The following is a 21,835-nucleotide window of genomic DNA, read 5'->3' on the forward strand; positions in this document are numbered from 1 at the left end:
GCGTCACCTTTTTCGCAACGGCCCGCGTGAATCAACCGAGGCGCCACGAGGGGCAGGGTTGCGCCCGGCGGAGAGGTCGGGCTGCCGGCTATCAATCCGACAGTCGTGCGATCGCTGCAACCGGGCCGCCGCCGGCCGGCCCCTGATGCTCGGCGCCGCCGGACACGTAGACCGCGCCGGTGCCGGCAAGGCCCGCGATCAGGCCGCCGACCGCTGCGCGGGCGTGGCGTGTCGAGCTGATGTCGGTGTCTTCAAGCATGGTGTGGCGGAAGCCGCGCACGGCGCCATCAGGCGAGGCCTCCGCCTTGGCGAAGATGTTGACGAGCGTGCGGCACGCTGTGGTTTGCGGCGCAGCGCCGAGCCCGACACTATTCAATGCCGATAGCACCGCCGAGGCGTCGATCGCATCCTCCATCACGGCATGCCCGATCACACACGCGCTTACCGATGACGCCGAATTGCCGAGCACGATGACGACGTTGTGCATCAGCTCGATCCCCGACGAGGTCGAGGCCACCTTGGAGAAGAGATCATAGCGCCGCAGCACGTCCTCATCGCCGACGTCGGCGCCGATCTCGTCGAGCGCGACCGCAACGCCCAGCGCGGACGCACCGCGCGAATAGGCCATCGAGCTGTAAGCGTTTGTCGTCGCCGTTGTGTTGCCGCGGGCGTTTGCCGCCGCAACGCGCTCGCTGGTCAGCAGCGGGCACTTGATCTGAACGAAATGAACGTCCGCGGGATCGTTGATGCCGGCATCGGCCATGGCGGCTTGCACGGCCTTGGCCGTCTCCGCGATTTGCGCGGAGCGGCCGAGCTCCTCGGGCAGAAAATCCCGCGTCTGCGCCATGCCGATGCCGAGGCGCTTGCCGGACAGGCCTGCCGGGCGCTCGGCCTCGCTCCGTGTGAACACCGTAAGATGCGGACTGAGCACGCCCTCGGTGCCGCCGGACATCACGAATGCGATACGCTGCTCGACCGCCTCCGCCGACAGGCCGAGCTTGGGCGCCAGCGCCGTGCAGAGCGCGGCCACCGCGTACTCCCGGGTAAAATCGTTGACGCCGCCATTGCCCTCGGTCTTGCCGAGAATAGCCAGGATCGAGTTGGGATCGATCGCGCCTGAAACGATCAAGTCCATCAGGCCGGAGACGTCGCCGGGTCCCGTGGTGGCGATCCTGAAGACGCCGACCGATGTGGTACGCATGATTGGTCCTCGTGCGGAGAGTTCATTGGCCCGGCGGGAGCAAGCAGGCGCGGAACGCGGGGCCGATGTCAAGTCGCCGCGCCCCCACGAATGTGGCGAGATCGCATCGGTCGGGCAAAAAATCCTCTGTCGACGGTTGCGTACCGCACCTTGATGAATCAACCTTGGTTGGTCCATAAGCGGCGTCCCGCGGCCGGTGGTTCGCCCCTGCGCCCGCGTGCTTGGATTAGAGGGAATCTCGCGTGGCCAACATCAACCAGAAAATTGCGCAGGAGCTTGGGGTTCGCGCCGAGCAGGTCGAGGCGGCGGTAACGCTGCTCGACGGCGGCGCCACGGTTCCCTTCATCGCCCGCTACCGCAAGGAAGCGACCGGTGCGCTCGACGACGCGCAATTGCGCACTCTGGAGGAGCGCCTGGTTTACCTGCGCGAGCTCGAGGATCGCCGCAAGGCGATTCTCGAATCGGTCCGCGAGCAGGGCAAGCTCGATGCGGCGCTCGAGGCCTCGATCATGGCCGCTGACAGCAAGGCCCGCCTGGAGGACATCTATCTGCCGTTCAAGCCGAAGCGCCGCACCAAGGCGGAGATCGCCAAGGAAGCCGGCCTCGAGCCGCTCGCCAATCAGCTTATGGCTGAACCCGGCAATGATCCGAAGGTCGTGGCGGAAGGCTTCATCAACGCCGAGAAGGGCGTCGCTGACGCCGCTGCCGCTCTCGACGGCGCCCGCGCCATCCTGGTCGAGCGGTTCGACGAGGACGCCGATCTGATCGGCGCCCTGCGCGAAGAGATGTGGACCAATGCGCGCATGGCCTCCAAGGTGCGCGACGGCAAGAAGACCGAGGGCGAGAAGTTCGCCGACTATTTCGATTTCTCCGAGCCGCTGACAAAACTGCCCTCGCACCGCATCCTCGCGATGTTCCGCGGCGAGAAAGAAGAAATTCTCGACCTGCAAATTCAGCCCGAGGCCGAGGCGCCGCCGCCGGGCGTGCCGAGCGCCTATGAATTGAAGATCATGAAGCGGTTCGGCATTGCCGATCTCAAGCGTCCCGGCGACCGCTGGCTGATCGATACCGTGCGCTGGGCCTGGCGCACCAAGATCCAGGTGCATCTCAATATCGATCTGCGCATGCGGCTGTGGAATTCGGCCGAGACCGAGGCCGTGCGCGTGTTCGCCTCGAACCTGCGCGACCTCCTGCTCGCCGCGCCCGCCGGCACCCGCGTCACCATGGGGCTCGATCCCGGCTACCGCACCGGCGTGAAGGTTGCCGTCGTCGATGCCACCGGCAAGGTGGTCGACACCACCGCGATCTATCCGCACGAGCCGCAGCGGCAATGGAACGAGTCGCTGGCGACCCTCGGCCGGCTCGCGATCAAGCACCGCGTCGAGCTGATCGCGATCGGCAACGGCACCGCCTCGCGCGAGACCGACAAGCTCGCCACGGAGCTGGTCAAGGGTCTGCCCGAGCTGAAGATGAACAAGATCGTGGTGTCGGAAGCCGGTGCGTCGGTCTATTCGGCCTCGGCCTTCGCCTCGGAGGAGCTGCCCGGCCTCGACGTCACCCTGCGCGGCGCGGTCTCGATCGCGCGGCGCCTGCAGGACCCGCTTGCCGAGCTTGTCAAGATCGAGCCGAAGGCGATCGGCGTCGGCCAGTATCAGCACGACCTCGGTCAGGCCAAGCTCGCCAAATCGCTCGACGCCGTGGTCGAGGATTGCGTGAACGCGGTCGGCGTCGACGTCAACACCGCCTCCGCGCCGCTGCTGGCGCGCGTCTCGGGCGTCGGCTCCGGCCTCGCCCAGAGCATCGTGGCGCATCGCGATGCCAACGGCCCGTTCAAGTCGCGCAAGGCGCTCAAGGACGTGCCGCGGCTCGGGCCGAAGGCGTTCGAGCAGTGCGCGGGCTTCTTGCGCATCCTCGGCGGCGAGGATCCGCTCGATGCCTCCGGCGTCCATCCCGAAGCCTATCCCGTGGTGCGCCGGATTCTCGAAGCGACCAAGAGCGACATCAAGGCGCTGATCGGCAACAGCGACGTCGTGCGCACGCTGAAGCCGAAGGATTTCGTCGACGAGACCTTCGGTCTGCCGACCGTCACCGACATCCTGCGCGAGCTCGAAAAGCCGGGCCGCGACCCGCGTCCGGCGTTCAAGGCGGCAGTGTTCAAGGAGGGCGTCGAGGAGATCAAGGATCTCAAGAAGGGCATGATCCTCGAGGGGACCGTGACCAACGTCGCCGCCTTCGGCGCCTTCGTCGACATCGGCGTGCACCAGGATGGTCTCGTGCACATCTCGGCGATGTCCAAGACCTACATCAAGGACCCGCGCGAGGTGGTGAAGCCCGGCGACATCGTCAAGGTGAAGGTGCTGGACTTCGAGGTCGCCCGCAAGCGCATCTCGCTCACGCTGCGCCTCGACGACGAGGTCGGGCCTAAGAAGGACGCGCCGGGCATGCAGCGCGACAACAATCAGCGCAACGCAAGCCGCATGACGTCGGCGGCACCGCGCAAGCAGGAATCTTCGGGCGGCGGCGCACTCGCCGAGGCGCTGCGCCGCGCGGCGGAGAAGAACGGCGGCAAGCGGGCGTGACCTCTTAACCTCTCCCCGCTCTTTGCGGGGAGAGGTCGGAATTCGCTCCATCCACGTCGTCATTGCGAGCGCAGCGAAGCAATCCAGAGTGCTTCCGCGGAGGGATTCTGGATTGCTTCGTCGCAAGGGCTCCTCGCAATGACGGGGAGAGAGCTGGGACTACCCTCCCTAACTCCCGCGTCAGAATCTGGCGCATTTGTAAGTTGAAGCAACGCTCCCGTTCTCCTCATCTGATCCTCCTCGTGCGGCGCCGAGACCGCCGCACTGCAAGGAGGACGCTTCGATGAACAACAGGTTTCTTAAGGGCCTCACGGCGAGCGTGATCGCGGCCATGATGGCGGTCGCGTCACCGGCGCTCGCGCGCGGCGGCTTTGGCGGTGGCGGCCATTTCGGCGGCGGCATGCACGCCGGCAGCTTTGGCGGCATGCGGGCCGACGGCATGGGCGGTGCACGCTTCGCTCATGTCGGCGGACCCGGCTTCGGCGGGGCGCGGTTCGCGCACGCGCCGATCGGGCCGCGTTTCGCCGGCGCGGGCTGGCATGGCCGTCACGGCTTCCACCATCACCATCATTTCCGTCGCTTCGCTGTCTTCGGCGCGCCCTATTTCTACACCGGCTACAACGACGGCTGCTGGCGCAGGAGCTGGACGCCCTATGGGTGGCAATGGGTCAATGTGTGCGGGGGCGGTTGGTACTAGCATCGCCGTACCGCACCATTGTCGCGATCGCCACCGGGCGGTTCCGTCCAGCCCCGGAACGGGATAGTCTGGTGGCGATTGTCGCGCGGAGTGTTTCATGACCGGAGGTCACCGTCGCATCCTGGTCGTCGAAGACGATCCGGAAACCGCAGGCCAGCTCGTCGAGGAGCTGACGGTTTCGGGCTACGACGTCGACCTCGCCGCCAATGGCCGCGAAGCCCTCAATCAGGGCGCCGCGCGCGACTATGCGGTGATCACCATCGACCGCATGCTGCCCGATATCGACGGCATCAGCGTGATGCGCCAGCTGCGCGACGACGGCATTGCCGCCCCCTTCCTGATCATCTCCGCGCTCGGCGAAGTCGACGACCGCGTGCGCGGCCTGCGAGCCGGCGGCGACGACTACCTCCTTCACGGAATTGCTGGCGCGGCTCGAGGCGCTCGGTCGCCGCAGCGAGACCATCGCCAAGGAAACGCTGCTGCGCGTCGGCGATCTCGCCGTCGACCTGATCGCGCGCAGCGCCTCGCGCCGCGGCCGCAAGATCCCGCTGCTGCCGCGGGAGTTCCAGCTGCTCGAATATCTCGTCCGCAACGAGGGCCGGGTCGTCTCCCGCGCGATGCTGCTGCAGCACGTCTGGGACCTGCATTTCGATCCCTCCACCAACATCATCGATGTCTATGTCGGCCGGGTCCGCCGCAAGGTCGACGATGCCCAGGCCTATCCGCTGATCCACACCATTCGCGGCATCGGATATTGCCTCCGTGCTCCTGGTTAAGACGCTCCGGTCCTCGACCTTCCGCCTGGCGCTGATCGCGATCGCAGCGTTCGGGCTGATCGTCGCAGCGATCATGGCTTACGTCTATTTCGGTACCTTGGCCTATGTGGAGAGCCGGCTCGGTACGGTCGGCGATCATGACGGCTTCACCGGCATGATCGAGCTCGCGATGGCCGCCGTCGCCGCGCTGCTGCTGGTGCTCGCCGGGCTCGCGGCTGTGCTGGTGACGCGTCGCACTGTGGGGCGGATCGAGCAGATCAACGCCACGAGCCGCGCCATCATGCTCGCAGGCCTCGACCAGCGGATTCCCTTGCGCGGCAGCAATGACGAGTGGGATCGCGTCGCCGAAAACCTCAACCAGATGCTCGACCGCATCGAGACGCTGATGGGCGAGGTCAAGCAGGTCAGCGACAATGTCGCGCACGATTTGCGCACGCCGCTGACGCGCATGCGCGGCCGGCTGGAGAAGGCCTATCACGCGCCGCGCAACAGCGAGACGGATGCCGCGCTGATCGGCGACACCATCGCCGATCTCGATGCCGTGCTCGGCATGTTCGCCTCCATCACCCGGATCTCGGAGATCGAGACCCGCGCCCGCACCGGCGCCTTCCGCGTGCTTGATCTTTCCGAGATCGCCGCCGAGGTGGTCGAGCTCTACGATGCCGCTGCCGAGCAAGTTGCCACGCACCTCAGCCTCGATGGTGACCACGAGGTCGCGATCACCGGCGACCGCGACCTCTTGTTCGACGCCATCGCCAATCTCGTCGACAACGCGATCAAGCATGGCCGGAAGGGCGGGCAGGTGATTGTGAGCTGCCGCAGGGCCGACGGCGGTGGGGTGATCTCGATTATCGACGACGGTCCTGGCATTCCCGCCGAGCAGCGCGAGCATGTCTTCAAGCGCTTCTACCGGCTCGAGCAGAGCCGCTACACGCCGGGCAATGGTCTCGGCCTCAGCCTCGTCGCCGCGGTCGCGCGGCTTCATGGCGCCGAGATCGCGTTGCGCGACAATTCCCCGGGCCTGAAGGTCGAGCTCCGGTTTCCGCCTACCAACGGCCAGGTGGCGCTCGCGAGAAGGTTCGTTGCTGCGGAATAAGATGCTCTTGTCTAAGTCAGGAAAAGCAACTAAAAGTAGATTTTGTTTTGTGTGTCGCGCTGAATTGCGGCTCTTTGCCTAGCTCATTTGGAGGCAGAAATGTTTCACCTTGAGCCTATATCGACGACTAACATTATAAGCATCGTTCAACTGTTTGCAGTTGTCGCTGGTTTCTATTTTTCCTGGAGGACACTGGCTCTGGGGCTTCAGAACGCTCAAGCCCAGCTCTACAATAATATGTTGGTTCAGGGGCGAGATTTGCAGCGCAAGTTCATGGATGATTTGGTTCCGGAAGATCAAAAGACCAAATTTTTTATGGGTGTTATTATTGCATACTATGCGAGTTGCTTCGAGCTTAGAAGGGTCCTCCACTTGCCTGAATCTGCCGTGAAGCTGCTGGACAATGATGTCCGGGAGTCGATGCGCGAACCCCCATTTAGGCAGAGATTTGAGGAGCTCAGGAATCTGCATAGTCGCGAGTTCGGTGAATATGTTGATCGCCTTCGGGGGGTGTCATGACATTCTTCGCGAACGCCGGGGTCAAGTGGCCGTCAGTTGAGTCTCAGCTTCGTCAAGCCGGCACAAATGCTCTGTCTGGAGGTGCGGAACTTTGGCAATTGTTTTCTAGAATTGAGAGTTGGGAGTTCGATCGAGTTGATACCGTAAACGACGAAGACGAGATCAAGCATCGTTGTGTGAATGCCTTGGGAAAAGCGGCCGACGCATACTCGAAAAGCCTCGATGGTATAAGTCCGCTCTTGGTCGATGGCTTGACTCCCGCGGAGCTTGATTTGGCCTCGATTCCTCGACGATACTACGATGGGTATGACTATCCTTATCTAGGAGGGAGCATTAATATCCCTGATCTTTATGCTGAGCTGGTTACACGGATTAGGAATCTTGCATCGTTAGTTAGGACCTTTGACTTGAGAAACGACCGGAATGATCTAGCCCTTCAGGTCTTTCGTGCAATGCAACAGTGGGAGCTGATCTCGTTGCTCGCTCGGCTCATCGCCGTAGTGAATCGCCGCCCGAACGCGCTACGCAGTTCCGAGTAAAGCGTCTTTTGGGACCTGATACAGTGGTAGTCTTGAATAGTATGAATCGGCAGTGAAAGCCGTCGTCGACGCAGTAGCGTGAAGCTGATTCTTTTGACATTAAAGCGCGATTCCTGATGCCGCCGCGCTCCTTTTACGCCGCGGGTTGTATAGCTTGGAGAGCGCTCAAAGCTCGATCACGCCGCGGCGTGCCGCATGCGCGACTGCATCGGTTCGCCCGGTGGCGTCGAGCTTGTCGAGCAGCGAGCCGACATGGAATTTCACTGTGTGCACGGAGATGCCGAGCTGACGCGCGATCATCTTGTTGGAGGCGCCTTCGGCCATCAGCGCCAGCACATCTAGCTCCCGCTGGGTCAGCGCGATGTCCGCAGGGCTGATGCGCGGATCGCGGGCGATGATTGTCGCGGCGGCCTGCTCGCCGGGCGCGGCAAGGCGAAGCCCGGCGACATTGCCGAGCAGGGCCGCCAGGCGATCGGCGAGGGTGGGATCGTCGATCTCGAGCGACAGTACGATCTCGGCCGTCCTGTCCTCGCTCACGCCTCCGGCCTTTCGCCGACCGTGACCTTGAAGCTGACCGGCTCGCCGCCACGGTGCACGGCGACGTCGACCACCGCGCCGACGCTCGCCGGTCCCAGCGTTCGCGACAGTGCGCGCACGCCCGAGAGCTTCTGGCCGTTGACCGCCACGATCACGTCGCCCTGGCGGATGCCGGCCGCGGCCGAAGGCCCGGTCTTGTCGACATTCATCACCATGGCGCCGATGCCGTCGTCGAGCCGCACCGGCTGCAGCCCGAGGCCGAGATAACCGCGCGCGATGCGGCCGCGCGCCTCCAGCTGGGGCGCGACACGCTCGATCGTCGCCGTCGGGATCACCAGCACGCGCCGCGGCCCGAGCACGGCCATGCCGAAGGCTTCGCCCGATGCATCGAGCGCGAGCCCGCCCTGCTGGCTGCCGCGCAGGCGGACGTCGAGCTCGATCCGCGCGTCGATGTCGCCGCCCCGCAAGGAACGCCAGCTCTTTCCGGATGCCGACACCATCCCGAGCGCCGCACTCGGTGTCTCCCGGTTGGTCGCGACCACGACCGACAATACGCCCAGCGGCGGGACGGTTGCGGCGAGCTTGACCGGCGCGACCGCGGCCTCAGTGCGCAGCAGCGCGATGTCGGTGGTGTGGTCGCGGCCGGCGATCGTGGCAGTGACCCGACTACCGTCGGCGAGGCCGATCTCGACCTCGCCCTCGTCGGCGAGGGCCTCATCGGCGGTGATGATCAGGCCGCTCTTCCAGGCAAAGCCGGTCGCGCGAGCGCGATGCGAATGCACGGAGACGACGGACGGCGCGGTGCGCGCCACAATGTCCGCGAGCGCGGACGACAGTGAGGACAGGGGACTAAGATCAGTCATGGCGGGCTCCCGTAAGTTGTCCTCAATCTGGGATGCCGCGGGCGATTGCGAAACTGGCCGGGTGGCCAGGACCAGTACGGCCTCCGCAAGACCACGGCCGACGAACATGTGATTGGGAGCGCCTCACGGGAACGTGTAGCAATCCCAAAATTGGGCCATATGGCCTCAAGATTTCCAGCGAGCCCTGACTGATGACCATCGACTTGACCCGCCGTACCCTGCTGCAGCTCGCCGGCGCCACCTCGCTCGCCATGGCCGCCGCAGCCGCGGCCCGTGCCGAGGGCACAGCGCAGGGCGGCGGCCCGACCTTTGCCAGCCGTACGCCGATGCGGGTCGGCATGGTGACGCTGCGGGTGAAGAATCTCGACAAGGTCGCAGACTATTACCGCGACGTGATCGGGCTCACCGTGATGGAGCGCTCGGCGGTAGCCGCAAAGCTCGGCACAGGTGGCATCACGCTGCTGGTGCTGGAGGCCCGGCCCGATGCCGCAATCGAGCCGCGCAACGCCGCCGGCCTCTACCACACCGCCTTCCTGATGCCGACGCGCAAGGATCTGGCGCGCTGGCTGGTTCATGCCGCCTCGCACCGCGTGCCGTTGTCGGGTTTCGCCGATCACCTCGTCTCCGAATCCGTCTATCTCGACGACCCCGAAGGCAACGGCATCGAGGTCTATGCCGACCGCGACCCCTCGCAATGGCAATGGAGCGAGGGCAGCGTGAAGATGGCGACCGACGAGCTCAACATCCCCGACCTGCTGTCGCTCACCAATACGCGCGTTCCCGATTATGCCAAGGCGCCGGATGGAATGCGCATCGGCCACATGCATCTGCGCGTCGGCGATCTCGCCCAGGCCGAGAGCTTCTATCACGGCACGGTCGGCCTCGACCCGACCCGCCGCCGCAGCGGCGCCGCGTTCCTGGCATCGGGCCGCTATCACCATCACCTCGGCATGAACGTCTGGCAGAGCCAGGGCGCCGGCCAGCGCGACGATTCCACGACCGGTCTTGCCTGGTTCTCGCTGGTGATGGCGAAGCCGGAGCTGCTCGCCGCGCAGGAAGAACGGCTGCGCAAAGGCGGTGTGAAGGTCACGGCGCTTGCGGATGGGGTGGAGGCGATCGATCCCTGGGGCACGCGGGTGCGTCTGCTCAGGGTTTGATCGCCGGCGCTGGCATTGGTAATAGCGGTCAGCCGCAAACCAATCGACCGGGATCAGCGCCGCATGTCCGAATTCCACGGTGTCTTTCCGTATCTCGTCTCGCCCATCGATGCCGACGGCACGGTGCGAACCAACGTGCTGGCAAAACTCTGCGACGACCTGATCGGCGCCGGCGTGCACGGGCTGACGCCGCTGGGCTCGACCGGCGAATTCGCTTACCTCAACGCCGCGCAACGCACAGCGGTCGTGCAGACCACGATTGAGGCCGCGCAGGGGCGCGTGCCTGTTATCGCCGGCGTCGCTTCGACCGCGACGGCGGATGCGGTGGCGCAGGCGAAAGCCTGCCAGAAGTGTGGGGCCGACGGCATCCTTGCGATTTTGGAGGCGTATTTTCCGCTGGCCGATGCGCAGGTCGAATCCTACTTCCGCGCCATCGCCGATGCCGTGGACATTCCCGTCGTCATCTACACCAATCCGCAATTCCAGCGCTCCGATCTCACCCTCGACGTCATCGCGCGCCTCGCCGAGCATCCGCGCATCGGCTACATCAAGGATGCCTCGACCAACACGGGCCGGCTGCTCTCGATCATGAACCGCTGCGGCGACGCCTTGCGCGTGTTCTCCGCCTCCGCCCACATTCCGGCCGCGGTGATGCTGATCGGCGGCCGCGGCTGGATGGCGGGACCCGCCTGCATCATCCCGCGCCAGAGCGTGATGCTCTACGACCTCTGCACCGCCGGCCGCTGGGACGAGGCCATGGCGCTGCAGCGGCGGCTGTGGCGGATCAACGAAGCCTTCGCCCGTTTCAATCTCGCGGCGTGCATCAAGGCCGGCCTTGCGATCCAGGGCTATGACGTCGGCGGCCCCATCCCGCCGCAGGCGCCACTGACGGCCGATGCGCGCAAAATCGTGGAAACGGCGCTGCGCGAGCTGGAATAGCTCGCCACGCGGCAATATGCCCCGGCACCCGTGCCAGGCGGAGAATGGTCCTTACCTGAGCGAGAAACTTCCGCTCGTTTGCGACGTTGCTGCGTAAGCGAGATCCTGCCACTTCATGCATGTGCATCTCACAGCCCGCATTCAGCACAAGACACGGTGATCACCCAATGAATCGTCGCTATGCGATTGCCGCTGCAGCCTTCGCCGCCCTGCTGCTCGCCGTCACGGCCGCGAAGATCCTGCATGTACCCGTCTCGTATGTCCCATGGGCGGCGCCCTCCGCACGTGCCGTAGAGCCGCGCGGCCCTCTGTCGGACGGCGAGAAGGCGACCATCGACATCTTCGAGCGCGTATCGCCGTCGGTCGTTCAGGTTGCGGCCAGGTCGGCGGCAAGTCCCCTGGCAAGTCCCCTCATGGGCGAGGAGAGCCAGGGCGGTGGCGGCGCCTCCGGCACGGGCTTCGTCTGGGACCGCGACGGTCATCTCGTGACGAACAATCATGTCGTCGCCAATGGCGGCGAGATCGCGGTGCGGTTTGCATCGGGAGAAGTGGCCCAGGTCGACCTCGTCGGCACGGCTCCCAATTACGATCTCGCCGTGCTGCGAATCCGCAGCGTGCGCCAGCTTCCGGCTCCGATCGCGCTGGGCAGTTCGAGTGACCTGAAGGTCGGGCAATTCGCCTTCGCGATCGGCAATCCCTTCGGGCTGGATCAGTCGATGACCTCTGGCATCATCAGCGCTCTCAAGCGCCGGCTCCCCACCCATGCCGGCCGCGAGATCGCCAACGTCATCCAGACCGATGCCGCGATCAATCCCGGCAATTCGGGCGGGCCGCTGCTGGATTCCGCCGGCCGGCTGATCGGCGTCACCACGGCGATCATCTCGCCGTCCGGCTCGAACGCCGGCATCGGCTTCGCGGTGCCGGTCGACGTCGTGAACCGGATCGTGCCCGAGCTGATCCGCAATGGCCGGGTGCCGACACCAGGCATCGGCATCGTGGCCGCCGGCGAGGATGTGTCGACCCGGCTTGCTGTCGAAGGGGTGATCGTGGTGCGGACGGCCCCCGGCAGTCCTGCCGAGCGGGCGGGGATTCGCGGTGTCAACTTTTCCACGGGAGCGGTCGGAGACATCATCACCGCGGTGGAAGGCAAGCCGGTGCGGCGCCTTGCCGACCTGACCGATGCGCTGGAGCAGGCCGGGGCCGGAAAGACCGTTCGGCTCACGGTCAAGCGCGGATCGGACACCCGTGACGTGAATGTAGGCATCGTCGATATCGACCGGTCCTAGCCGCTCGATCCGCGCGTGCAAGGGGCTCCGACGCGCATTGCAGATGCGCCGGGGCTCGGTTGTCTGGCGCGCAAAATCGGTTAAAACCGCCGCCGTCGTTTTTCCCGATCTCGAGGATACAGCGGAATGAACATTCTTCCCGGCAATTTGCGTTTCGGAGCGGGGCAGCCCGTCAAGCGTTTGGAAGACCAGAGGCTGCTCACCGGGAAGGGACAGTTCATCGATGACAAGCCGGCGGACGGCGCGCTGTGGTTGCACATGCTGCGCTCGCCGCACGCCCACGCCAAGATCGTCTCGATCGACACCAGCGCCGCGGCTTCGATGCCGGGCGTTGCCGCGATCTACACCGGCGCGGACCTCGTCAAGGACGACATCGGCACCATCCCGACGCTCAACATCTTCAAGCGCCCGGACGGCAAGCCGATGACGGTGCCGCCGCGCCGGCTGCTCGCCCACGAGGTCGTCCGCTACGCCGGCGAGGCCGTGGCCGCAGTGGTGGCCTCCTCGCGCGTGGAGGCGCAGAGCGCGGCGGAGGCGATCGCGGTCGAATACGATGTGCAGCCCGCGGTGGTCGATCCCGTCGAGGCGGTGAAATCAGGTGCGCCCGTGGTGTGGCCGGAGGCGCCCGACAACATCGTCGGCGCGATGTCTTACGGCGACGCCGCGAAGGTGGACGAGGCCTTTGCCAAGGCCGCGCATACGGTCGAACTCGATATCGTCAGCCAGCGTCTCGTTCCGTCCGCGATGGAGCCGCGCTCGACCATTGCCGAGATCGACAAGAAGTCCGGCCGTCTCCTGCTGCACGTGCAATCGCAGACGCCGGCCTCGACCCGCGACGTGCTGGCGGAAGCCGTGCTCAAGCGCCCGAAGGACAGCGTCCGCGTGCTGGTCGGCGACATCGGCGGCGGCTTCGGCCAGAAGACCAACCTCTATCCCGAGGACGGGATCGTCGCCTATGCCGCGACCAAGCTGAACAAGAAGATCCGCTGGCGCGGCGACCGCACCGACGAGTTCGTCGGCGGCACCCACGGCCGCGATCTCACGTCCACGGCGTCCTTCGCGCTGGACGAGAAGGGCAAGGTGTTGGCCTATCGCGTCAAGTCGATCGGCTGCACCGGGGCCTATTCCTCGGGCGCGGCCAACATCATCCCGCTGGTGCTCGGGCCGTTCGTGCAGACCGGCGTCTACGACCTGCCGCTGGTGCATTTCGAGGTGAAGTCGGTGATGACCCACACCGCGCCGGTCGGAGCCTATCGTGGCGCCGGCCGCCCCGAAGCCGTGTTCATCGTCGAGCGCCTGTTCGACGCCGCTGCGCGAAAAATCGGCATGGACCCGCGCGCGATCCGCAAGGCCAATTACATCAAGCCGGCGCAGCTGCCCTACACCAATGCGGCCGGGCAGGTCTACGATTCCGGTGCCTTCGCGCACATGCTCGACCGGGCCGTGAAGCTTGCCGACTGGGACGGCTTCGCCGCGCGCAAGAAGGCGGCGAAGAAGAAGGGCCTGCTCTACGGCCGTGGCCTCACCTCCTACATTGAGTGGACCGGCGGCCGCGCCCACACCGAAAAGGTCACGCTTCAAGCGACCTCGCAAGGGCGCGTCGTGCTGCATTCCGGCACCATGGCGATGGGGCAGGGCTTGCAGACTACCTACACCCAGATGATCTCCGACACGCTCGGCATTCCCATGGACAAGATCGACGTGGTGCAGGGCGACACTGATCTCGCCATGGGCTTCGGCAGCGTTGGTTCGCGCTCGCTGTTCGTCGGTGGCACGGCGGTCGCGGTCTCCTCCAACGATCTGATCCAGAAGGCGCGCGAGAAGGCGGCGAACGTGCTGGAGACCTCGGTCGAGGACATCGAATATCAGGGCGGCATGCTCACCGTGGTCGGCACCGACCGCCGCATCAGCCTGTTCGATCTCGCCGAGAAGGAGAGCGGCGCCAAGCTCAGCGTCGATTCCGAAGGCGAGGTCGATGGTCCCAGCTGGCCGAACGGCACGCATATCTGCGAGGTCGAGATCGACCCGGAGACCGGCGTCTCCAAGGTCGTGCGCTACACCACGGTCGACGACGTCGGCGTCGCCGTGAACCCGATGCTGGTCACGGGGCAGATCCATGGCGGCGTCGCTCAAGGCATCGGCCAGGCGCTGTATGAAGGCGTGTCGTATGATGCCGACGGCCAGCTGCTGACCGCGAGCTATCAGGATTACTGCATCCCGCGCGCCGACGACGTGCCGCCGATCGTGGTGACGCTGGACGATTCCGCACCCTGCCGCACCAATCCGCTCGGCGCCAAGGGCTGCGGCGAATCCGGCGCCATCGGCGGCCCGCCCTGCGTCACCAACGGCGTGATGGACGCGCTCGCCGAGCTCGGCATCACCCAGCTCAACACGCCCCTGACGCCGCAGAAGATCTGGCAGGCGATCCGGGACGCGAAGGCGGCGGGGTAAGTGCGCTAGCTGTTGCGCAGGCTATTGCACCAAACTCAGCTCGTCGTCCCGGGGCGCGCAAAGCGCGAGCCCGGGACCCATAACCACAGGGCGGAGTTTGGCGAAGACTCGTAGTGACCAGCTCACCCCATAACTCTCCCTGGGGTTATGGGTCCCCGCCTTCGCGGGGACGACAGCGCAGATCGGAGCACGGGCGCTCGCCATATCCCGGATTGCGCTGCGCTCCATCCGGGCTACGAGTCCTAAATCCCCAGCATCATCTTCGCGATAATATCGCGCTGGATCTCCGAGGTGCCGCCGAAAATGGTGTAGGCGCGGCCGTTGAGATATTCCGGCATCACCGTCAGCATCTCCTCAGGCGTCGCCGGCTCGTGGTTGAGCCTGTAGAGCGGGCGCATCGGCTCGACGGCGAGCGCATCGTGGCCGATCACGTCGGCCCCTAGCCGCGTCACGGCCTGGCGGATCTCGCTGTTGCGCAGCTTCAGGATCGACGACACCGCGCCGGGGTTTTGCCCTGTCTGCAGCGCCGAGAGCACGCGCAGCTCCGTCATCTCCAGCGCGTCGATGTCGACCTCGACTTCGGCAATCCGCGTCGCGATATCGGGACTGTCGATCGCGCGGCCCGTCAAATCGGACTCCGCGAGGTCCGCAATCGCCTTCAGCCCTTCGCGCAGCTTGGCCGAGGCGATGCCCGCGCCGCGCTCGAACTCGAGCAAATATTTGCCGTAGGTCCAGCCCTTGCCTTCCTCGCCGACGCGATTGGCGACGGGCACGCGGACGTCGTCGAAGAACACCTGGTTGACCTCGTGGTCGCCGCCGATGGTGAGGATCGGACGGATGGTGATTCCAGGCGTCTTCATGTCGATCAGGATGAAGCTGATGCCGTCCTGCTGCCGCGGCCCGTCGCTGGTGCGCACCAGCGCGAACATGCGGTTGGCGTGATGGGCGTGCGTGGTCCAGATCTTGGTGCCGTTGATGACGTAGTCGTCGCCGTCACGCACCGCGCGCGTCTTGAGGGACGACAGATCGGAGCCGGACCCGGGCTCGGAATAGCCCTGGCACCAATAATCCTCACCCGAGAGAATTCGCGGCAAGTAGAAGTTCTTTTGCTCGGGGCTGCCGAAGCCGATGATAACAGGCCCGACCATCTTCACGCCCATCACGTTGACGTTGGGCACGCCGGCGCGGGCGCATTCAGTCTCGAAGATCCAGCGCTGCGCCGGCGTCCAGTCGGGGCCGCCATATTCGACCGGCCAGCCCGGCGCACCCCAGCCTTGGCGGTGCAGCGCGCGCTGCCACGCCATCCCGATATCAGGATCGGAGAACACCGATGGCGTCAGCGCGGTCGCGCGCTTCATCTCCTCGGTGAGATTCTTGGCGATGAAGCCGCGCACCTCGCTCTGGAAGGCGCGCTCCTCGGCATTGAACGACAGGTCCATGAGGCGCTCCTTGTTAAGCAGAGATGGCCCTGCGGCCCAGCTCGGCGTGGCGGGCATAGTGATGCGCGCTGCCGCCGAACAGCGTGTCGAACGCGACGAGCCGCTTGAAATAGGCGCCGACCTCGAGCTCCTCGGTGACACCCATGCCGCCATGGAGCTGGATCGACTGCTCGCCGACGAAGCGCGCGCATTTGCCGATCTTCGCCTTCGCGCCCGAGGCTGCCCGGGCACGCTCGATCGGCGCGCTATCGGCCTTCAACGCCGCGCGCAGCGCCATCGAGCGCGCCTCATCCACCTGCATTGCCATGTCGGCGAGGCGGTGGCGGATCACCTGGTTGGCGGAGAGCGGCCGGCCGAATTGTTTTCGGATCTTGGTATAGTCGAGCGTGGTGTCGAGCAGCGTCTGCATGATGCCGACAGCTTCCGCCCCTAGCGCGGCCATGGCGCGATCAATCGCCCATTCAATCGCGGGCAGGGTATCGCTGCCGTCGCCGAGCAGGGCGTCTTCCGGCAGATGCGCGTCGAACAGCTCGATATTGCAGGCTCGTCCGCCGCCGAGGCGCGGATAATCGCTGATGACGAGTCCTGACGTCGTCGCCTGCACGAGGAACAGGCCGATCCGGCCCGAGGGTCCCCGATGGTCGTGGATATGGGCGGAGACGATGATCTCGTCGGCGGCATGTCCGTCGAGCACGGCGATCTTGCTGCCGGACAGGCGCCAGCCTTGTCCTATCTTGTTGGCGCTGGTCGTGACCTTGGCAAGATCGAACCGGGCCGCGCGCTCGGCATGCGCAAAGGCAAGCTTCAGCGATCCGTCCGCGACCTTGGGCAGGCTCGCCTGCTTCCGCTCGCTGGTGCCGCATCTGGCGATCAGCGCGGCCCCGAGCACGACGGTTGCAACATAAGGCTCAGAAACCAGGCCCCGGCCGAAGGCCTCCATCAAGATGCCGATATCGACCGCGCCGCCGCCGAGCCCGCCGAACTCTTCCGGAAGCGGCAGCGCCAGCCAGCCGAGCTCGGCGAATTGCTTCCAAACGGCCGGGCTGAAGCCGAGCGGATCGTTCGCGATTCTGCGGCGGTGCTCGGCATCGTAGCTTTCGGCCACGAATCGTTCCGCGCTCTCGCGCAGCAACTTTTGCTCGTCACTGAGATTGAGATCCATCGCGTCTACTCCGCGGCGGCCGGCGGCTTGCGTACGGAGGGATGCAGGCCGGATGGATCGACGATCATGCCGAACTCCTGGAGATTGTGCGCGTGGCAGAGCTGATGCAGCGCGAAGGCCTGGTCGATCGCGGCCGGCTGGCCCATGACGTCGACCGAGCGGTTGACCGCCTCCTTGGTCAGCTTCAGCGCGAAGGACGGTTTTGTCGCGATCCTTCGCGCCAGCTCCAGCACGCGCGACGAGAGCTCGGCGCGCGGCACGATTTGGTTGACCATGCCGAGCTGGTGCGCCTCCTGCGCGCTCCAGCTGTCGGCGGTGAACAGGAACTCCTTGGCCTTGCGTGGCCCCAGCTCCCAGGGATGCACGAACCATTCGACGCCGCACACGCCCATGGTGACGACGGGATCGCAGAACTCCGCATCGTCGCTGGCGACGATGAGGTCACAGGCCCAGGCCAGCATCAAGCCGCCGGCGATGCACTTGCCGTGGACCTCGGCAACGGTGGGTTTTGCCAGATTGCGCCAGCGCCGGGTGATCTGGAGATAAATTTCCTGCTCGCGCGCGAAGCGTCCGTGGGCGTTCGGCTCGGCGAAACCGCCCCAATTTCCGATCGGCGGGAAATCGACCCCAGCGGTATTCTTGTCTCCGGGGCGCAGGTCGTGGCCGGAGGAGAAGTGCGGCCCGTTCCCGGCGAGAATGATCACCTTGACCGCATCGTCCTGCACCGCCGCGTCGAAGGCGGCGTTGAGGTCGTAGGTCATTTGCAGGTTCTGCGCGTTGCGCGCCTCGGGCCGGTTCATCACGACACGGGCGATCGCCGGCTCAGGCCGTTCCACGAGGATGGTCTCGAACGAGGACATCGCGTTCCCCCTGGTGTTTCCGCTCTTGTTTTGCCGGAGTTGACTATGTCGGCCGGTGCGAGGCAAGAGGCTTGCGTCAGCCGGCTGCTTTTCTCAGGCGCGCAATCTGATAGTTTGCGCCGGATTCCACCGGGAGAAATTTAATGCGCAAGATCCTGACCGTGCTGGCCGCCCTGGCCTCGCTGAGCCTGACCAATTGCGGCTACAACGCGATCCAGAGCGAGGACGAGCAGATCAAGGGCAATTGGTCCGAGGTCGTGAACCAGTATCAGCGCCGCGCCGATCTCGTGCCCAATCTCGTCAACTCGGTGAAAGGCTTTGCCCAGCAGGAGAAGGACGTGCTGCTCGGCGTCACCAATGCACGCGCCAAGGTCGGCAGCATCCAGGCGACGCCGGAGGTGCTGAACGATCCCGCCGCGTTCCAGAAATTCCAGGCCGCCCAAGGCGAGCTTTCCAGCGCGCTGTCGCGCCTCCTGGTCGTCACCGAGAACTATCCGCAGCTGAAGTCCGACGCCCTGTTCAAGGATCTGATGTCGCAGCTCGAGGGCACCGAGAACCGCATCACGGTGGCGCGCAACCGCTACATCAAGGCGGTGCAGGATTATAACGTCACCGTCCGCTCGTTTCCGACCAACCTCACCGCAATGGCGTTCGGTTACAAGGAGAAGCCGAACTTCACGGTCGAGAACGAGAAGGCGATCTCGACCGCACCGAAGGTGGACTTCAATCCGGCACCGTCGCCGTCGAAGTAGTCGCGTTCGGCCCCGATGCGCGTCCCACCCACCACGGTCATTCCCCGCGAAAGCGGGGAATCCAATATGCCGCGGCCTCTCCGTATCCCGCCGGCGTCTCTGGAATACTGGATCGCCCGGTCCCGGCTTCGCCAAGGCTACGCCGAGGCTCGCACGGGTGCTCGGCGCGCCGAAGCTTCAGCGAAGGCGGCAAGCCGGGGGATGACAGCGAGGGTGTGGTGCGCGGTGATCGTTGCAGCCCTCCTCCTCACCTTTGCCTTCCCCGCCCGCGCCGACGTCGCCGTCCCCCAGCTCAGCGGCCGTGTCGTCGATCAGACCGGCACGCTCTCCAGCAGCGACATCGCCACGCTGACGCAAAAGCTGCGCGAGTTCGAGAACCGCAAGGGCAGCCAGATCGCTGTCCTGATCGTCGCGACAACGCAGCCGGAGACGATCGAGCAATTCTCGATTCGGGTCGCCGAGGCCTGGAAGATCGGCCGCAAGAAGGTCGACGACGGCGCGATTCTCGTCGTCGCCAAGAACGACCGGCATTTGCGCATCGAGGTCGGCTACGGTCTCGAAGGCGTGCTCACCGACGTCACCTCCCGGCGCATCATCGACGAGGCTATCACCCCGAAATTCAGGAGCGGCGATTTCGCCGCGGGCATCGGCGCAGGCGTCGACCGCATGATGCGGGTGATCGACGGCGAGCCGTTGCCGGCACCCTCGCGCAGCGTCAACTTCGCCCACAATAATCTGGATGATCTGGTGCCGGTGTTTGCAGTGGCGCTGTTCGCCTCGATCGGCGTTGGCGGGTTCTTCCGCGCGGTCCTGGGGCGGCTGCTCGGCTCATTTGTGACGGGCGGCATCATCGCAGCCGTGACCTGGCTCATCCTCGGCTCCGCCGCGCTCGCGGCGGCTGTCGGCATCCTTGGCTTTATCGTCGGGTTTGTCGCCGATCTGTTTTCGGCGATCACGCCGGGCACGGGCCGTTCGCGCGGCGGTTCGTGGTCGAGCGGCTCCTCCGGCGGATGGAGCAGCGGATCGTCAAGCAGCGACAGCGGCGGCTTCAGCGGCGGCGGGGGTAGTTTCGGCGGCGGCGGCGCCTCGGGGAGCTGGTAGCGGTCATGAGCATCAAGCGCATTGCCAGACATCTCGTGCAGCATCATTGGCGCGCGAAGCAGATCTTTCCGCAAGCGGTGCTCGACCGCATCGAGCAGGCGATCAAGCGCGGCGAAGCCACCCATTCCGGCCAGGTCCGCTTCGTCGTCGAAGGGGCGCTCGACGGCCGTCCGCTGTTCCGCAACCAGCCGGCCCGCGAGCGCGCGCTCGACGTGTTCTCGCATCTGCGCGTCTGGGACACCGCCCACAACAATGGCGTTCTGATCTATCTCCTGCTCGCCGACCGCGACGTCGAGATCATCGCCGATCGCGGCATCGACGCGAAGGTCGGCGCGGAGGGTTGGGAGACGATCTGCCGCGCGATGGAGGCCGAGTTCAGATCGGGCCGGTTCGAACGCGGCGTGATCCATGGCATCGAGGCCGTCTCGCGCGAAATGGCAAAGCATTTTCCCAAGCAAGGGCCGCATGCGAACGAGCTGCCGGATGCTCCCGTCGTGATGTGACGGATAGTGATGTGGTCGGAGCGCGTGCGGCGCGCTCCGTCATTGCGAGGAGCCCTTGCGACGAAGCAATCCAGACTGCCTCCGCGGAGCTGCGCTCGCAATGACGCCATGGGGGGCCATTCCGCCCCCGTTCATCTTCCCCCGATTACGAACTGTTTCACGCCCGCCACACCGGTTCCACTTTCCCGGCCCAATTCGGCCCCGGATGAATTCCTAAAATTTCGGTAAGCGGGTCCCGAGGTAAGGATTTCGCAAGCAATGAAAGTTACCAAAAGGTCAACCGAGACTGGAGTATTTGAGCCGTGAGCGAACCAATGCCCGAGCAGGCTGCCCAGGATTCCGCTGCCGTCGACGCGGCAGCGCCGCAGGCCATCGAGGCTGCCGCGGGTATCGAGGCCCCCTCGATCGCCCCCGATCACGAAGCGCCGCCCAAGCCCGATCCGGTCAAGGCGGACGCCCCGAAGATTGAGCCGCCGCGGATCGAAGTGTCGAAGTTCGAAGCCACTGAGGCCAGGACCGAGGCAAAGGCTGAGCCGAAGCACGGCAAGCTCATCGTCATGCCCCCCGCCGACCGCGCCTGGGAGCGCGAGGAGTTCGCCCCGCATGGGAAGGCGGACGAGCCGCGCGAAGCCGGCAGCAAGCGCCGGCTGTCGGCGATGGCCGCGGTGGTGGCGATTGCCGCCAGCGTCGGCGCGATCAGCGGTGCGCTTGCGACCGCCGGCATGATGCGTTTCGCCGCACCCGCCCCGGCTCCTGTCCAGGTCGCCGACACCAGCGCGCTGGATGCGTCCGTCGCGCGGATCGATGCCGACCTCGTCGCACTCAAGGCCTCTGTCGAGCAGAGCTCGAAGACCGGCCTCACCCAGTTCAACCGGGCCAACGACCGCCTGGACAAGCTCGAGAAGGCGCAGGCCGAGCCGCTGGCCAGGATCGCAAAGCTGTCCGAGACCGTCGACAAGCTCCGCGCCACGCCGCCCGCCGCGCCCGCGCAGGCCGCAGCAGCGGTGCCCAAGGAGACCACCGGCTCGATCGCGCCGACCCAGCCCCAGACTCAGGTCGCGACCGCGGCGGCCGCACCGGCCCCGGTCGGCGCAGCGCCCAAGACCGAAGTCGGACGTCTGCCGACGATTGAAGGCTGGCGGCTGCGCAACGCCAGCAACGGCGGCGCGCTGATCGAGGGCCGCGACGGCCTGTACGAGGTCTATCCCGGCGATCCCATCCCCGGCGTCGGCCGTGTCGATGCGATCCGCCGCCAGGATGGCCGCTGGGTGGTCGTCACCTCAAGGGGGCTGATCGTCGGACGCTGAGCCTCCGATATCCGACTTTCGAAGAGGCGCTTCACCGCGATGTGAAGCGCCTTTTCGCTTGAATAGGCATG

At 65.6% G+C, this 21,835-nt stretch carries 18 protein-coding genes and 1 pseudogene; 13 read left to right on the forward strand and 6 right to left on the reverse strand.

The annotated features are described in order from the left end of the window. Nucleotides 1-91: 91 nt before the first annotated feature. Nucleotides 92-1,201, reverse strand: coding sequence for a ring-opening amidohydrolase (locus tag ACM43_RS16765; RefSeq protein ID WP_271541397.1), 1,110 nt, complete (start codon nucleotides 1,199-1,201; stop codon nucleotides 92-94). Nucleotides 1,202-1,443: 242 nt separating this feature from the next. Between ACM43_RS16765 and ACM43_RS16770 the strand changes: the two genes are divergently transcribed. The 5 genes and pseudogenes from ACM43_RS16770 (at nucleotide 1,444) to ACM43_RS16790 (ending at nucleotide 6,868) form a co-directional block, all read left to right on the forward strand. Beyond that, on the forward strand, nucleotides 1,444-3,780 hold the full coding sequence (locus ACM43_RS16770) for a Tex family protein (RefSeq protein WP_271541399.1): 2,337 nt from the start codon (nucleotides 1,444-1,446) through the stop codon (nucleotides 3,778-3,780). A gap of 283 nt (nucleotides 3,781-4,063) precedes the next feature. Continuing rightward, nucleotides 4,064-4,477 (forward strand): hypothetical protein, encoded by a 414-nt coding sequence (locus ACM43_RS16775; protein ID WP_271541400.1) that lies wholly within the window; start codon nucleotides 4,064-4,066, stop codon nucleotides 4,475-4,477. 97 nt (nucleotides 4,478-4,574) lie between these two features. Beyond that, a pseudogene (locus tag ACM43_RS16780) lies at nucleotides 4,575-5,253 on the forward strand (response regulator transcription factor). Continuing rightward, nucleotides 5,240-6,349, forward strand: coding sequence for a sensor histidine kinase (locus ACM43_RS16785; protein ID WP_271541402.1), 1,110 nt, complete (start codon nucleotides 5,240-5,242; stop codon nucleotides 6,347-6,349). The pseudogene ACM43_RS16780 and the gene ACM43_RS16785 overlap by 14 nt, the downstream one beginning before the upstream one ends. Nucleotides 6,350-6,448: 99 nt before the next feature. Beyond that, a complete protein-coding gene (locus ACM43_RS16790; RefSeq protein WP_271541405.1) occupies nucleotides 6,449-6,868 on the forward strand; it encodes a hypothetical protein in 420 nt (139 codons plus the stop codon). A gap of 704 nt (nucleotides 6,869-7,572) precedes the next feature. Here ACM43_RS16790 and ACM43_RS16795 read toward each other — a convergent pair. Then, entirely contained in the window at nucleotides 7,573-7,944 is a 372-nt protein-coding gene (locus tag ACM43_RS16795; RefSeq protein ID WP_271541407.1) for a response regulator transcription factor, read from the reverse strand. After that, nucleotides 7,941-8,807 (reverse strand): S1C family serine protease, encoded by an 867-nt coding sequence (locus ACM43_RS16800; RefSeq protein WP_271541409.1) that lies wholly within the window; start codon nucleotides 8,805-8,807, stop codon nucleotides 7,941-7,943. The genes ACM43_RS16795 and ACM43_RS16800 overlap by 4 nt, the downstream gene beginning before the upstream one ends. 191 nt (nucleotides 8,808-8,998) lie before the next feature. On the opposite strand from ACM43_RS16800, the gene ACM43_RS16805 reads away from it, so the two are divergent. The 4 genes from ACM43_RS16805 (at nucleotide 8,999) to ACM43_RS16820 (ending at nucleotide 14,640) form a co-directional block, all read left to right on the forward strand. Then, entirely contained in the window at nucleotides 8,999-9,964 is a 966-nt protein-coding gene (locus ACM43_RS16805; RefSeq protein ID WP_271541411.1) for a VOC family protein, read from the forward strand. Nucleotides 9,965-10,027: 63 nt separating this feature from the next. After that, the gene (locus tag ACM43_RS16810) at nucleotides 10,028-10,903 is read left to right on the forward strand and encodes a dihydrodipicolinate synthase family protein (RefSeq protein ID WP_157284987.1); all 876 of its coding nucleotides are present in this window, start codon (nucleotides 10,028-10,030) and stop codon (nucleotides 10,901-10,903) included. A 167-nt stretch (nucleotides 10,904-11,070) separates the two neighbouring features. Continuing rightward, on the forward strand, nucleotides 11,071-12,189 hold the full coding sequence (locus ACM43_RS16815; protein WP_271541413.1) for a S1C family serine protease: 1,119 nt from the start codon (nucleotides 11,071-11,073) through the stop codon (nucleotides 12,187-12,189). 126 nt (nucleotides 12,190-12,315) lie between these two features. After that, nucleotides 12,316-14,640, forward strand: coding sequence for a xanthine dehydrogenase family protein molybdopterin-binding subunit (locus tag ACM43_RS16820; RefSeq protein ID WP_271541415.1), 2,325 nt, complete (start codon nucleotides 12,316-12,318; stop codon nucleotides 14,638-14,640). Nucleotides 14,641-14,882: 242 nt separating this feature from the next. Here the strand turns inward: ACM43_RS16820 and ACM43_RS16825 are convergent, their stop codons facing one another. Genes ACM43_RS16825 through ACM43_RS16835 form a run of 3 tightly spaced genes read right to left on the reverse strand, consistent with a single transcriptional unit; the run spans nucleotide 14,883 to nucleotide 18,101 of the window. Beyond that, on the reverse strand, nucleotides 14,883-16,079 hold the full coding sequence (locus tag ACM43_RS16825) for an acyl-CoA dehydrogenase family protein (protein ID WP_271541417.1): 1,197 nt from the start codon (nucleotides 16,077-16,079) through the stop codon (nucleotides 14,883-14,885). A gap of 13 nt (nucleotides 16,080-16,092) precedes the next feature. Next, complete coding sequence (locus ACM43_RS16830) at nucleotides 16,093-17,241, reverse strand: acyl-CoA dehydrogenase family protein (protein ID WP_271541419.1); 1,149 nt, start codon at nucleotides 17,239-17,241, stop codon at nucleotides 16,093-16,095. 5 nt (nucleotides 17,242-17,246) lie between these two features. Next, the gene (locus tag ACM43_RS16835) at nucleotides 17,247-18,101 is read right to left on the reverse strand and encodes an enoyl-CoA hydratase (RefSeq protein ID WP_271541420.1); all 855 of its coding nucleotides are present in this window, start codon (nucleotides 18,099-18,101) and stop codon (nucleotides 17,247-17,249) included. Nucleotides 18,102-18,244: 143 nt separating this feature from the next. Here ACM43_RS16835 and ACM43_RS16840 point away from each other — a divergent pair, with 143 nt between their 5' ends. From ACM43_RS16840 to ACM43_RS16855, 4 genes are all read left to right on the forward strand, one after another. Continuing rightward, complete coding sequence (locus ACM43_RS16840) at nucleotides 18,245-18,853, forward strand: LemA family protein (RefSeq protein ID WP_128264016.1); 609 nt, start codon at nucleotides 18,245-18,247, stop codon at nucleotides 18,851-18,853. A 201-nt stretch (nucleotides 18,854-19,054) separates the two neighbouring features. Continuing rightward, a complete protein-coding gene (locus ACM43_RS16845; RefSeq protein WP_271541423.1) occupies nucleotides 19,055-19,954 on the forward strand; it encodes a TPM domain-containing protein in 900 nt (299 codons plus the stop codon). A gap of 5 nt (nucleotides 19,955-19,959) precedes the next feature. Then, nucleotides 19,960-20,457 (forward strand): TPM domain-containing protein, encoded by a 498-nt coding sequence (locus ACM43_RS16850; RefSeq protein WP_157284980.1) that lies wholly within the window; start codon nucleotides 19,960-19,962, stop codon nucleotides 20,455-20,457. A gap of 314 nt (nucleotides 20,458-20,771) precedes the next feature. After that, a complete protein-coding gene (locus ACM43_RS16855) occupies nucleotides 20,772-21,764 on the forward strand; it encodes a hypothetical protein (protein WP_271541507.1) in 993 nt (330 codons plus the stop codon). Nucleotides 21,765-21,835: the final 71 nt, after the last annotated feature.

The organism is Bradyrhizobium sp. CCBAU 45321 (assembly GCF_028128975.1).
Classification (GTDB): Bacteria; Pseudomonadota; Alphaproteobacteria; order Rhizobiales; family Xanthobacteraceae; genus Bradyrhizobium; species Bradyrhizobium yuanmingense.